At 61.0% G+C, this 12,951-nt stretch carries 14 protein-coding genes; 9 read left to right on the top strand and 5 right to left on the bottom strand.

Annotation, left to right across the window (positions count from 1 at the left end):
• Positions 1-99: 99 nt before the first annotated feature.
• The 9 genes from cpaB to AC1D2G_RS28020 all read left to right on the top strand — a co-directional run bounded on the left by cpaB (position 100) and on the right by AC1D2G_RS28020 (position 7,950).
• Entirely contained in the window at positions 100-1,140 is a 1,041-nt protein-coding gene (cpaB, locus tag AC1D2G_RS27980) for a Flp pilus assembly protein CpaB (RefSeq protein WP_477400094.1), read from the top strand.
• A gap of 55 nt (positions 1,141-1,195) precedes the next feature.
• Positions 1,196-2,641, top strand: a complete 1,446-nt coding sequence (locus AC1D2G_RS27985) for a type II and III secretion system protein family protein (RefSeq protein ID WP_477418103.1) — start codon at positions 1,196-1,198, stop codon at positions 2,639-2,641.
• Positions 2,628-2,921 carry a hypothetical protein gene (locus tag AC1D2G_RS27990; protein WP_477400096.1) on the top strand — a complete coding sequence of 98 codons (294 nt, stop codon included), beginning with the start codon at positions 2,628-2,630 and terminating at the stop codon, positions 2,919-2,921. The genes AC1D2G_RS27985 and AC1D2G_RS27990 overlap by 14 nt, the downstream gene beginning before the upstream one ends.
• A gap of 72 nt (positions 2,922-2,993) precedes the next feature.
• On the top strand, positions 2,994-4,508 hold the full coding sequence (locus AC1D2G_RS27995) for a TadE/TadG family type IV pilus assembly protein (protein WP_477418105.1): 1,515 nt from the start codon (positions 2,994-2,996) through the stop codon (positions 4,506-4,508).
• 6 nt (positions 4,509-4,514) lie between these two features.
• Entirely contained in the window at positions 4,515-5,006 is a 492-nt protein-coding gene (locus tag AC1D2G_RS28000) for a TadE/TadG family type IV pilus assembly protein (protein ID WP_477399444.1), read from the top strand.
• On the top strand, positions 5,000-5,638 hold the full coding sequence (locus AC1D2G_RS28005) for a TadE/TadG family type IV pilus assembly protein (protein WP_477225484.1): 639 nt from the start codon (positions 5,000-5,002) through the stop codon (positions 5,636-5,638). The genes AC1D2G_RS28000 and AC1D2G_RS28005 overlap by 7 nt, the downstream gene beginning before the upstream one ends.
• Complete coding sequence (locus AC1D2G_RS28010) at positions 5,635-6,798, top strand: CpaE/TadZ family protein (RefSeq protein WP_477418204.1); 1,164 nt, start codon at positions 5,635-5,637, stop codon at positions 6,796-6,798. Before AC1D2G_RS28005 ends, AC1D2G_RS28010 begins: the two co-directional genes overlap by 4 nt.
• The gene (locus AC1D2G_RS28015; RefSeq protein ID WP_477418107.1) at positions 6,782-7,372 is read left to right on the top strand and encodes a L,D-transpeptidase; all 591 of its coding nucleotides are present in this window, start codon (positions 6,782-6,784) and stop codon (positions 7,370-7,372) included. The genes AC1D2G_RS28010 and AC1D2G_RS28015 overlap by 17 nt, the downstream gene beginning before the upstream one ends.
• Entirely contained in the window at positions 7,369-7,950 is a 582-nt protein-coding gene (locus AC1D2G_RS28020; protein ID WP_477225482.1) for a hypothetical protein, read from the top strand. The genes AC1D2G_RS28015 and AC1D2G_RS28020 overlap by 4 nt, the downstream gene beginning before the upstream one ends.
• A gap of 159 nt (positions 7,951-8,109) precedes the next feature.
• Here AC1D2G_RS28020 and AC1D2G_RS28025 read toward each other — a convergent pair whose 3' ends face one another.
• The 5 genes from AC1D2G_RS28025 to AC1D2G_RS28045 all read right to left on the bottom strand — a co-directional run bounded on the left by AC1D2G_RS28025 (position 8,110) and on the right by AC1D2G_RS28045 (position 12,805).
• Positions 8,110-8,646: a hypothetical protein gene (locus AC1D2G_RS28025; RefSeq protein WP_457152637.1), complete on the bottom strand. Its 537-nt coding sequence runs from the start codon at positions 8,644-8,646 to the stop codon at positions 8,110-8,112.
• 260 nt (positions 8,647-8,906) lie between these two features.
• Positions 8,907-9,302, bottom strand: a complete 396-nt coding sequence (locus AC1D2G_RS28030; RefSeq protein ID WP_477418109.1) for a hypothetical protein — start codon at positions 9,300-9,302, stop codon at positions 8,907-8,909.
• A 224-nt stretch (positions 9,303-9,526) separates the two neighbouring features.
• A complete protein-coding gene (locus AC1D2G_RS28035) occupies positions 9,527-11,128 on the bottom strand; it encodes an MBL fold metallo-hydrolase (protein WP_477418111.1) in 1,602 nt (533 codons plus the stop codon).
• A gap of 11 nt (positions 11,129-11,139) precedes the next feature.
• The gene (locus AC1D2G_RS28040) at positions 11,140-11,976 is read right to left on the bottom strand and encodes a universal stress protein (protein ID WP_477418113.1); all 837 of its coding nucleotides are present in this window, start codon (positions 11,974-11,976) and stop codon (positions 11,140-11,142) included.
• A 226-nt stretch (positions 11,977-12,202) separates the two neighbouring features.
• Positions 12,203-12,805: a pyridoxamine 5'-phosphate oxidase family protein gene (locus AC1D2G_RS28045; protein ID WP_457152641.1), complete on the bottom strand. Its 603-nt coding sequence runs from the start codon at positions 12,803-12,805 to the stop codon at positions 12,203-12,205.
• Positions 12,806-12,951: the final 146 nt, after the last annotated feature.

A 12,951-nucleotide genomic window follows, 5' to 3' on the forward strand; every position in this document is an offset into this window, starting at 1 on the left:
CCATAAACTCTTGGGTCGGGACCGGTCGGTCCCGGCCCAGGCTTTCTGCATCACGGAAAACTAGCATCGCCCTTTGGGGGGGCGATTTGGGGTGGGAAGATGCGTGCCAATACTCTGATCATGATTGTTCTCGCCGGCGTGTTCGGCGTACTGGCGGTGGTACTTGCCAACATCTGGCTGGCCGGCCAGCGCAATGCGATGGCACAGTCGAATGGTAGCGAGCGCGATACGGTCGTGGTGGCGGCAGTGCCGCTGAAATTCGGCGACACGCTCAGCGCCGACAAGCTGCGCGAAATTCCCTGGCCGGCGGGCGCAATACCGGCAGGCGCGTTCAAGACGACCAAGGATGCCCTGGCCGGCGAAGGCGCAAGGCAGGCGCTACAGGCAATCAGCGCAAACGAACCCGTTCTTGCCAGCAAGATCACCGGTCCCGGCCAGCGTGCCACGCTTTCGGCGGTGCTCGGCGAAGGGATGAAAGCGGTTTCCATCCGCGTCAACGACGTGCTCGGCGTTGCCGGCTTCGTCTTCCCGGGTGACCGGGTCGATGTTTTGCTGACACGCACGGCGCGCGGCGACGATGGCGCGGACAGGAGTTTTGTCGACGTGCTGCTGCAGAGCATGAAGGTGCTCGCCGTCGACCAGGTGGCCGATGAGAGCAAGGACAATCCGACGGTGGTGAAGTCGGTGACGCTCGAGGCCAGCACCAAGGATGCGCAGAAGCTGACTCTTGCAGCGGGCGCCGGGCAGTTGTCGCTGGCGCTTCGCCAGGCCGCGGCCAGCCAGGGCGAGATGACCGAACGCATAACGCTTTCCGACCTGACCGGCGAAACGCCAGCCGACGTCGCCAAAAGGCAGGCCGAACTCGACGAGAAGGCTGCGGCGGAAGCGGCGGCCGCGGAGGAGCGCAGACGCGCCGACGACAAGATAGCCGGTTTGACCCAAGCCGTGGACCGGGTGGGAAGCAAGCTCGACGATCTGAGCAAGGTGAAGCCGGCTCCGGCTGTGGCTTCTGCGCCGCAGGTGAAAGAAGTTGTCAAGGAAGTGGTCAAATATGTGCAGCCGGAACCACCGGCGCGGGCGACAGTCGGTGTGTTTCGAGGTATAAAGCTCGAAACATATGATGTGCCACGACAAAAATAACACCGGCATACTAGGATATCTGGAGTCCGAATCAGCCGGCGAGGGGGTAGCGTAAATGCGCGTGTTCTGGGGACCACTGGCGGCCTTCGTTCTAGCCTGTCTCTGTCCGTTGCTGTCGTTGAGCCTCGCGGCTCACGCTGCAGACCGCTTCATCGATGTGTCGAACCCCAGCGTCCACAAGATCTTCCTGCCGATGTCGCAATCGGTAACGATCCAGGTGAATGCCAATCTGGGTGACATCGTCGTCGGCGACGAGAAGATCGCCGATGCCCAGCCGATGACCGACCGCACGCTCTACGTCATCGGAAAGGGCGCCGGCACCACTACGGTCAATCTCTTCTCCACGGACAAGCGTTCGCTCGGCGTCATCCAGATCGAGGTCGGCGTCGACGTCAGCGACATGGCGCAGGCGATCCGCCAGGTGGCTCCAAAGTCGCGCATCGAAGTCGGTTCGGTCAACGGCAGGGTCAGGCTTGCCGGCCATGTCAAGGACGGCGCCACGCTGGCGGCAATCATGGAAGTTGCGCAGCAATATGGCCCCGATGCCATCATCAACTCCGTCATCGTCGACGACAGCCAACAGGTCAATCTGGAAGTGCGCGTGCTGGAAGCCAAGCGCAACGCCGGCCGCGATCTCGGCGTGTCGATCAAGAGCACCAACAGCAGAGGCACGACCCGTACCGGTACTGGTGTTGCCGCCGTCGACCAGGACAATATCGTGCTCGGGCCAGGCGATATGCTCAGCGGCCTCCTATCGAACTCCAATCCCTTCGGAGCCCTGATCACGCGCGTCATCGACAACAACCTCAAGATCGATCTGATCATCGAGGCGTTGGAGGCCAAGGGCGTGGTGCGCACGCTCGCTAACCCCAACCTCACCACGCTTTCAGGCGAGCCGGCCAGCTTCAACGCCGGCGGCGAAGTCCCAATCCGCAGCATCGGCACGGATGGCCTGGTCCAGATCGATTTCAAGCAATTCGGCGTCAACCTTACGTTCACGCCGATCGTGCTCGACGACGGTAAGATCCATATGAAGCTGGCGCCGGAGGTCAGCGACCTGACCGGCTTCACAACCGCCGGCGACCCGATCTTCACCAACCGTAAGCTTGCGACCGTGGTCGAGTTGCGCGACGGCCAGAGCTTCGCCGTGGGCGGACTTCTGTCGAGCAAAACCACCAAGCTTCAGAACCAGGTGCCGTGGCTCGGCCAGGTGCCGGTTATCGGGACGCTGTTCCGCAATTCGAGCAACCAGCAGGAAGAAACCGAACTCGTGGTCATCGTCACGCCGCATGTCGTGCGGCCGGTTAAGCCCGGCGAGCAGCTGGCGACACCGTTCGACAAGACGCGGCCCGCCAACGACCCGGAGTTCTTTATCCTCGGGCAGCTCGAGGTGAACAAAGACATGATCCGCAAATATGAAACCGGCGACGGCGTCACCGGCCCCTATGGCCACATGCTCGACTTCAAATCGAAGGACAAGATGCTCTATGTCAAGAAATAGCGCCCTGATCCTCGTTCTGTGCGCCGGCGCGCTGTCGGGCTGCGCCGCGGACTATCTGAACAACTACGATTCGGTGACCTTGGCCGCCGGCGACACGCAGAAGTTCAATTCGCTGCTGCAGACGGTCGACACGCTCAACCCGGCTTCAAAGAACACGAAGATCGAAGGTGACGGCACCCGCGCCGCCAATGTTGGCGAGAACTACAAACATCCACCACCGCCGCCGGCGCCACCGCCTATCACGGTCAATGTCGGCAACTCGGGTGTGACAACGCAGTGAACTGAACGGAAGGATGCGGAGGCGCCGGGCATGCGAAGGGCCCTGGCGCAAGGTGAGAGAGAGAGTAAGGTCATGTTGGGGGCCATTCGTGCGTTCTGGAACGATCAACGCGGCGTAGCGATGATCTTCGTGGCGATAATGTTTCCGGTTCTGATCGGTTTTTCCGTGCTGGCCATCGATATGGCCAGGCTCAACGGGCTTCACAACGATCTGCAGAAAGGTATCGATGCGCTTGCGCTTGCGACAGCTTCAGAGCTTGATGGCAGGGCGGATTCGATTGACCGAGCCAACCGGGCGGCGACTACTCTCCTCAGCAACACAACCAAATTTTCAACGGCAGACAATCACACACTGGCTCTTGCCGATGTCACGATCAAATACCTGACCGGGATACCCGCCAGCGATGACACCACTTTGACTGCTGATGGCGTCGACTCCACTGGCCATGATTGGTCAAGCACCGACCCGAAAGCGGTGCAGTTCTCCTTAGTGACGGTGAACGCGTCCGGTTTGGCTGATGGTGCCGGCGCATTTGCGACGATCTTTCCGGCAAGCATGATTGGCAGCGCCAACACCATGGACATCCAGCCACAAGCCGTGGCCGGGTTCGTTCAGTCGATCTGCGAAACCGTGCCGATCTTCATGTGCAACCCGTTCGAGACGGCCGACCCGTTGACCAGCAAGACGATTCAGCAAGCCTTCGCGTCGGGAGACACCTATAGTCGGGAATTCCGCATTCTGAAAGTGGACTCGAACCCTGGACCCGGCAACTTCGGGTTGATCGACAACAATCTGAGTTCACTGCGAGATGCCATAGCGATGGGCACCTCTGGTACCTGCTACAACCGCGATGCGCTCACCACGAAAACCGGCGTCACCTTGGGACAAGTCAATACTGGACTGAATACCCGGTTCGATCTCTATAGCGGCTCGCTTAACAAGAATAACAAGGATTGGGCGTACCGGCCTGCGAGCAATGTTCGCAAGGGCCAGAAGACCGGTTGCAGCAAATATGACCCCGTTACGGATGGAACGGCGCTGCCTCTGCCTCCCGGCGCAAACTATGTCGACTCAAAAGGAATGTCAGATCAGATTGCTGCGCAAGGCTTTTGGTCCAGTTATTGGTCGATCAATCACGGCACGACATACCCCAACGTCCCTGCCGCCACCAACCCAACTGGCACCACCACTGTCCCGGCTTCCAGATATGACGTCTATAAATACGAGATTGCGCACGGGCTCGTCGGGGACAAGTCCAAGGCGCCGACAAAAGAATCTGGGACGCCGTCTTGCTTCAAGGGTGACAACCCAACGCCGGATCCTGACCGCCGCCTGCTCAACATGGCGATCGTCGACTGCATCGCCAACCAGGCCAAGATCAATGGCCACACCCAGCTAAAGCCGGATGGCTATGCAAGCGTGTTCATCAACACTCCGGTTCAAAAGCAGGACAACACCAAGGACCCTGACGATCCTTCGGCCGGCGAGAAGCCGATCAGCCTGGAGATCGTCGACGTCGATGGAGGGTTTGCCAACAACACCCTTGTAGACAAAGCATTCCGCAACGAAGCCCAGCTGTATCGGTAGGGCGACATGACCAGGTTGGGCAAAATCATCCGGCGGTTCCAAGGCGACGAAAGCGGCGCCGCCTTGGTGGAAGTCGCGATCACTATACCACTCGTATTGCTATTGTCGGCCGGCGTGTTCGAGTTCTCCAACGTTCTGAACACGCGTCTCCTGCTTGAAGCAGGCGTCGAAGATGCTGCGCGCTATATGGCGCGCTGCAGCAGCGATTGGGCTACTTGCCAGGGCCTGGCACAAAACCTTGCGGCAAATGGGGCGATCGCTGGCGGCAGCGCAAGAGTTCCGGGATGGACCCCGGATCAAGTCTTGATCACCAAGCCTGTTTCCACCCCAGCGGTCGATGGCAGCGGCAACGTGCTTTATCTCAGTAGCACCGGCACGGTGAACGTCGTGCAGGTCAGCACCGAGTTGCCATACAACGGCATCGTGTTCTGGGATTATCTGGGCCTTGGAACCCTCAACATCAACGTATCGCATCAGGAGCGCGTCTTCGGATGGTGATGGAGAACCGAAGGTTCCGCGCCGAGCAGTCGGGCGCCACGATGGTCGAAATGGCCATCGCTCTGCCATTGCTGCTGACGCTGCTGCTGGGTTTTGTCGACTTCGGCTACGCCTTTTTCCAGTGGAACGCCGGGAACAAAGCGGTGCAGGCCGGCGCAAGACTGGCAGAGATCTCTGCACCTGTCGCCAGCGGGCTTTTGCTTGAGACGTTGACGCAGAGCGATGTCACTAAAGTCGGTACCGCGGTGCCCGCAAACACCTACAACTATATCTGCACGGCCAATGCCGCTGGAACCGTCTCTTGCACTTGTGGCGCAGGCGCTACGTGCCAGAACCTGAATGCGAGCCAGGCCGCCTTTGATTTCATTTTCAGCGGCAACGGCAACCGGGCCGGAATGCAGAGGTTCCTGCCAACCTTAGTGAAGTCCGAGGTCAGGATACAATATCAGGCGTCAGGACTCGGATATTGGACGCGCCCTGAGGGGCCGGTGCCGACGATTACGGTCAGCATCACCGACCATCCCTTTCAGTTCTTTTTCCTGGCCGGATTGCTCGGATTCGGAACCATCACCATGCCCTCCATGCTGAGCACGGTCACGGGCGAAGACATGAAGAGCACGTGGACGCCATGAATGCCATCAACACCAAGGTTACACCGACCAAGCGCAAGCAGGTGGCGCTGTTCTCGTCGGATCCGAACTTCAAGCGCGAGGTGGCGACGCGGCTCGAGGCGCTGGCGATCTACGATGTCAGGGTTTCCGAGACGGCCGACTTCCTCAAGGGGCCGCCCGCCGACACGCGACCCGGCATCGTCATCCTCGACCTTGCCAATGGCGACGTGCTCGGCCAGGCAGGTATCGTCGAGGCGCGGTCCAAATGGGCAAGCGTACCGCTGATCGCAGTTTCCGGCGAATTGACGTCGGAGCAGACGCGGGTGCTGGTGCGCATGAACGCTTCCGACTGGCTGCACAAGCCGCTCGATGCCAAGGAACTGCTCAACGCGGTGACCTTCCACGACACCGGCAACCAGGGAACGAAAAGCCGGATCATCACCTTCATCAGCGCCAGCGGCGGTGCCGGTGGCACGACACTGGCTTTGTCGGCGGCCGAATTCCTGGCCTCGAAATCGGCCGAACGCGCGGCTTCCACTTGCCTGGTCGACCTCGACTTCCAGAGCGCCAATTGCGGCGCCTATCTCAATCTGTTCAACCAGTTCGACCTGGCCGGCATCATCGGTCAGCCAGAACGGCTCGATGTCGAACTGATGGATGTCATCAAGCTGTCGCGCCCGTCCGGCCTCACCCTCTATGCCTTCGAAAGGCCGCAACTGCCTTTCGAGCCGCACGGCAGCGATTTCGTGTTCCGACTGCTGGACCTCGTCGCCTACCGTTTCGACGACATCGTCATCGACCTGCCGAACATCGAGACGCCCTGGCACAACTCCGTGCTGTCGACGAGCGATGAGATCTTCATCGTCTTCGAACTCAATGTCGCTTCGCTGCGGCAAGGCAAACGGCTCTACAAGAAAATCCGCGAACTGCGCGGCAACGCGGTCAACATCACGCTGGTCGCCAACAAGCACAAGCGCAAATGGTTCGGCAACCACTTCTCACGCAGTGAGCTCGAGAAGATCTTCAAGGCGCCGCACATCAAGTCGGTCCCGCTGGACAATGCGCTGCTGACCGACGCCTTGAATCGTGCGATCCTGCCTTCCGAAGTCGATGGGCGGGCGCGCTTCAACAAGGACCTGAAGCGGATGTTCAAAGAGCGGCTCGATGACGCTGCACGCTAGCTACCGGATCGTCCAGGGGTTGGCCTACGCCAGCCTGCTGGGCGCGGCGTTGGCGCTATCAGTCCAGGACTTCGCCCAGGCGAGATCGAGCCTTTCTGATCGGCCGCCGCTGCCGGCAATGGGCCCCAGCCTGCGCAAGACGGTTGCCTTCGCAACCACCGAGCAGCCAGGAACGATCATCATCCGCAAGAACGAGAAAGCGCTTTACCTGGTGACCCGCCAAGGCCAGGCGCTACGCTACCAGATCAGCGTCGGACGCGATGGGTTCGGCTGGACAGGCGTCGTCAAGGTGGGGGCGAAGACCGAATGGCCGGAGTGGCGCCCGCCGCAGGAAATGCGGGCCCGCCAGCCGGAGTTGCCGAAAATGGTGCCAGCCGGGCCCTACAATCCTCTTGGCGCAAGGGCGCTCTACCTGCTTCGTGACGGTCGCGACACACTCTACCGGATACACGGCACCAATGATCCGTCCGGTGTCGGGTTCGACGGGACATCGGGATGTTTTCGGCTTACAAACACCGATGTGATCGATCTTTTCAAGCGCGTCGCGGTCGGCGCGAAGGTGGTGGTCCAATGACGATGCTCAGCGAACCGGACATGCCGGCGATCGATATCGGAAACCAGGAACCGCGCGAACAGGACGCCATCGAGAAACCGAGCAAGATAAAGACGATCGGCATTCTCATCGCCAGCGGCGGCTTGCTCCTCACCGTGGTCAACATGGCGGCCGCGATCTATCTCTATCGCGGCATGAACGACTTGCGTTTCGTCGAAGCGCGGCTGGAGCAGCTCGGGGCGTTCGAGCAGCGGATCGCGGCACGGCTCGACACGGTCAACAACGGCTTCCAGAGCCGGTTCGAGAAACTGGACAGCCAACTGCAAGGCAGCTTCAACGAGATCAATAGCAACGTTGCCCAGCTGGCACTGACTAGGCCGATCGCCGGCGACGAGGCCACGCCGGGTGCGGTGGAGCCGCCGGAGATGACCACCAGCACGCTGGCGGAAGCGCCCGAAGCTCTCGAAGGCGCGAGCGCGAGCGAACCCAGTATCACGCCCAGGAAGAGGGCCGCACCGGCGTCGCCCCCTCCCCCAAGCTCCAACTACCAGCGCATCCAGCAGCCTGACGGCAAGGTCTATTACAAGAGGATCAATTAGACCTCGTAGGGTATGGATTTTGGCAGGGCACTGGTGGCGAATGCCGCCCGCTCCAACTCTTTAGTTCTGACGCGACTCCCCAAGGGAAAGCGCTACGCGCTTTTCCCGGAAACCCGTTTCACATTTTTCCCGGAATTGCTGTAGAGATCGCGGGATTGCTCAGAGATCGCGCTGCAGGGCCATGATGCGGGAGGTCCGGGCTTCAAACCGCGCCCGCGCTTCGTTGAGGAAGACGACGTGGCAGTACACACAGGCCGCAGCGCCCAGAAGCAGCACCAGGCTGTTCTTCAAGGTGAAATCCATCGCCAGCGCGAACGGAAGACCCCGGGGCGTCGTGAAGGCGGCGATCGTGCTCGCCGTTTCCGAGTGGCTGCCGACCGCGATCATCAGCCCGGCGAAGAGCAGGGCGACGTGGTTCGTAAGGAAGAAGAAGGCCGACCTCCGGGTCTGGCACGCCATCCAGCAGACGATCGATGCGGCGCCAAGGATGGCGGCGTCGGCAGCCATCGAGCCACCCAGATAGGCGTTGACCTGCTGCCAAAGCATCGTCGACAAGGGGCGCAGTTCAAGCCATACCCACCATGCGGTAGGGCTGGCTGGATAGATTCCCAGCAAGAAGGCTGCCATGCGTTCCCCTGCCAGGATCGCAAGAATGAGAAACGGGAAGGCAAAAAGCAGAAGCGGCTTGCGTTTCATGTTCCCTCACAATCTGCAAGTTAAGATAGACCGCGAAGATTGCGCAAGGCTTAACATCTCTCGCCGCCACGAAGCGCCGACCCGCAGCGAGGGCCGCCCGATCTACGGGAAGTTCGGGCTCGGGGGGAACCGCCCGAGGCGAAATAGGCGTCAGGCTGGAGGGCGGCGGGGCTATCGCCAGATCTCAGAAGACCCAAGGACTTCCCAGATGCGAGCGTGCTGATCTGCGCAACGCGGACAGTCGAGCGGCCGGGAATCGATCAAAGATTGAAGACGTGCGAAGCCGTCAGACCGGCGAGCAGCACGCCCGCAAGGAGAGCGACGATCGAGGCGAGGAACCAGCGCAGCGTGACCTGATAAACCGGCTCGTCGTCGTCTCGTGGGAGCAACGACCGCCACAGCGCAACGAACTGAAGGACGATGGCCAGTGCCAGCAGCAGCGTCGCCAGGATCGAGGCAAACGTCCATCCGCCCTCGACTTCGAAATTCCAGTACCGCAGGAAAAGAAGCGAAAATCCGAGCAGCACGGTGATCGCGGAGATGACACCTTGCCGGTAGCCAGCGGGCAAGGGAACTCTGCGGTCAAAACCTGCTTCCTGCTGGCGATCGATCTGGCGATCGGGATAGTCGTCCGGTCGGTTGGGCTGGTCGGTCATGCGGTTCACAATATCGCCGGCGTCGGCATCGTCAAATGGTGACGATCTTCAAGGTATCGCTCGCCGTAGACGATGCGATCTTCTTCCGCCTCAAGGTCGGGAAATCACAGATTCAGTCGCGGGCGAGATCCGGTGCGTCTTCTCGCGGCGCCCGTTCGAGCAGCCCGGCCTCTACGAGAACAAAGGCGCCGGTGCAGGGGAGCAGTTACCAAGAAGGCCGGCCCCTACACGTCCTTGTCCTCGAGCGCCCTGCGCATGCGCCTGATCACTGCGGCTCGACCCCGTTCGTCGGTCGCGGCGCTAACAGCCTCGTTTACGTCCAGGAGAAGCTTTGAAAGGTCATTGTGCCAGTCGAGGCGGGCAATCTTTTCCGGCTTCAAACGGCGGGGCTCGTTGACCTCGACCGGCAAACTGCGACCGGGAGTCAATTGGAAAGCATCGTCCAGCCTCGGGATGATGATCTTGTCGTCGGGTATCAGTCCTGCAAGCCTTCTACGCAGGCCGCCGAGTCCAGCCTCCTCTCCATGCGTCAAGAACACCTGCTGCTTCACAGGAGTTCGGGCCCTGATCCAGGCGACCAGTTCACTGGCATCGGCATGTCCGGAATAAAGGTCGAACAGGCTGATACGGGCCTTGACCTCTACTTCCTCACCCTGGATGCGCACGCGCTGCGCGCCGTCTAGCAGGATCCTCCCGAGCGACCCCTGGGCCTGATATCCGGCCATCATCACAGTGGCGTTCCTGCGCCAGAGATTGGCCTTGAGATGATGGCGGATACGCCCCGCGTCGCACATGCCACTGGCTGCAATCACCACGAAGAAGCCACTCAGGCGATTGATCGCCTTGCTCTGCTCCACCGTCTCCGTGAAGCGCAGTTCCTTTGAACCGAGAGCCTGGCGCAGCACGTTACCCTGCTCGATCTCGTCGGCATGCCGCTCGAAAATCGCGCTGGCGCGTGTCGCCAGCGGCGAATCAACAAAAACCGGGGCTGATGGCGCCTCCCCGGCTTTCATGAGCAGATACAGGTCGATCAGCAGTTCTTGGGTCCTCTCGACGGCGAAGGACGGAATAATGAGGGGGCCGCCGGCCTCGGCGGCGCCGAGCACGACGTCACCGAGCTGAGATCGCCGCCGTTCGGGCGAAACGTCCGGGCGGTCCCGGTCGCCATAAGTCGATTCGCAGATCAGATAGTCGACGTCGGCCGGCCCCTCGGGATCGGTCTGAAGCAGCTTGTGGCCTGGGCCGATGTCGCCCGAAAACACGATGCTCAGCGGCACATCATGTCGGTCGATCTCGAGCTCTACCGACGCCGAACCAAGCAGGTGGCCCGCGTTCCAGAAGCGGGTGCGAACGCCTTCGGCGATGGTGGTCCATTCGCCATATTCCGAAGCCCGAAACAATGTCATGCACGCGGCGGCATCCTGCTGACCGTAGATCGGCTCGACGGGCGGGCGCCCGCGCTGCGCATTGCGACGGTTCAGGTGCTCGACCTCCATCTCCTGGATATGCGCCGCGTCCGGCAGCATGACCGAGCAAAGATCAATCGTGGCACGGGTCGTATGGATCGGACCGGAAAAGCCCTGTTTGACCAGTTTCGGCAAAAGGCCACTGTGGTCGATATGCGCATGGGTCAGGATGACGGCGTCAATCGCGTCCGGTGGAAACGGGAACGCACCATAGTTCAGTTCCCTCTCGGACTTGGAACCTTGGAACAGGCCGCAGTCGATGAGGATGCGCGAATGCGGCGTCTCGATTTCATAACACGAGCCGGTGACACCATGGGCCGCGCCGTGGAAGCGCAGGACTGGATCCGTCTCGCCTCTCATCTCGCGCCGACCTAATGCGACAGGAGAACAGGCAGGCGCATATCGGCGAGAATGCCTTCGGTGGCTCCACCAAGCACGAAGTCCCTGACGCGGGAATGACCGTATCCGCCCATGACAAGCAGGTTGCCGCCGACCTTGAGAGCGTGTTCCTGTAGGGCAGTTCCGATTGAACGTTTCCCCGCTTGAATAGAGGCGGCCTCGGCCACCCGGCCACGCGTCCTCAGGCCCTGCGCAAGGCGTTCGCCGATGTCCTGTCCCGGAAGCGGTTTTTCGTCAGCCACGGTCACAACAGTGACCATCGAGGCACGTTCGAGAAACGCCTTTGCATCGGCAGCGGCCCGGGCGGCGACTCGGCTGCCGTCCCAAGCGATAACGACATGTCCAAGAACCCCGACGTCAGTGGAGTCGGGCAGAAGCAGGGTCGGTCGACCCGAACCAAACAGTATTGCCTCGGCTATCATCCGCGCCGTCTGGTTGGCCGGCGCCCAGCCGACCAGACAGATATCGAAATAGCGGGAGTGGTTTGCGGCAACCTCGCCCATCAGCGCCGGTGGTGCGGTCAGCTCCTGAGTCGTGAGGGCCACACCGCTATGTGCCGCTTCTTGCGTAATGGCCTCTAGCAGAACACTGCCGCACTTGCGGCTGGTCGCCTCGACCTCTCGTATCTTGTTGGGAAGATCAAGCAAGTAGCTCGACAGCGCGTTCGAAACGTCGGGAATGTCGACATTGATGGCAACAGCGTCAAGCGATGCGTCGATCTGCTTGACGAGAGCAACCGAGTTCGCCGCGATTTTCGAGGAGTTCGCATCTGGATAAGTAGCCAAGGACAGGGATGCCATCAGCTTCATTGGAATCGTCTCCATGGTCGAACGGCCAACTGCCATCACCATCTTGTAGTCACAATGGATGAGGCGAGCTTTGACCCAGCGCAAATGCGATCCATCAAATACTGAGCAGCAGGGTCGGCCAAGCTGAGCCCAGCTAGCGCCGCGAGATGGAGTTGACTTGCAGGGCCGCGTCACCGCCTATCCCCGCGCTTCGCGGGTTTTGGGGTGACAGGGTGATTGCCGTCGATCAGCCTTTCCATGTCGGCTGGCGCGGATGGACGTCGTCCTTGAAGGCGTCGAAGCCTTTCCAAGCAGGTTCGATCAGATCGCAGCCCGGCATGGGCGTGAAGGGCGACGGCTCGCTGAGCTGCATCGTCGGGATGTAGCGCGGACAGTTCGGGAAGATCACGCGCGCCTCCACGCGCACCATCATCTGTGCGCCGACCGTCTTGCCTGTTAGCGGATCGTCTCGGTCGATTCGGGCGGCGCCGTTAACGCGCAGGCGACGCGGCGTGCCGTGCATGGCGATGAACAACAGCGCGACGTTCGGATTGACGTCGAGGTTGCCGAGGCTCCTGAACATGCCGTTGCCGTCATAATCCGGGAACGCCAGCTCCGACGGCCCAATGACACGCACGAAGCCGGCCGGGCCGCCCTTGAACGAGCAATCTGGCCGCCCCTCGGCGTCGACCGTGGCAAAAAAGAAGTAAATCGCATTCTCGATGAACGCCTTATCCTCGTCGGTGAAGGCCGTCCGCGCCATCTCTGCCAGGCGGTCGGCGATACGCCGGCTCTCGAAGCGGTCCTGCAGAGAGCGATTGCCCTCGTGGTAGAATGCGTCGCCGGTCATGGACGTTCCTCCTTCACAACTCGGATCATGGTTCGATCCTAAGTGATGCGGTTAAGTCGTATGTTGGGGCGCGAGGCTCTCGCCGCGCCTAGCATGGGCCGCCTGCGATGCGATCGCGAGAGAAAGCCAGGCACACCAGATCGCGC

The organism is Mesorhizobium sp. P2_C7 (assembly GCF_056404515.1).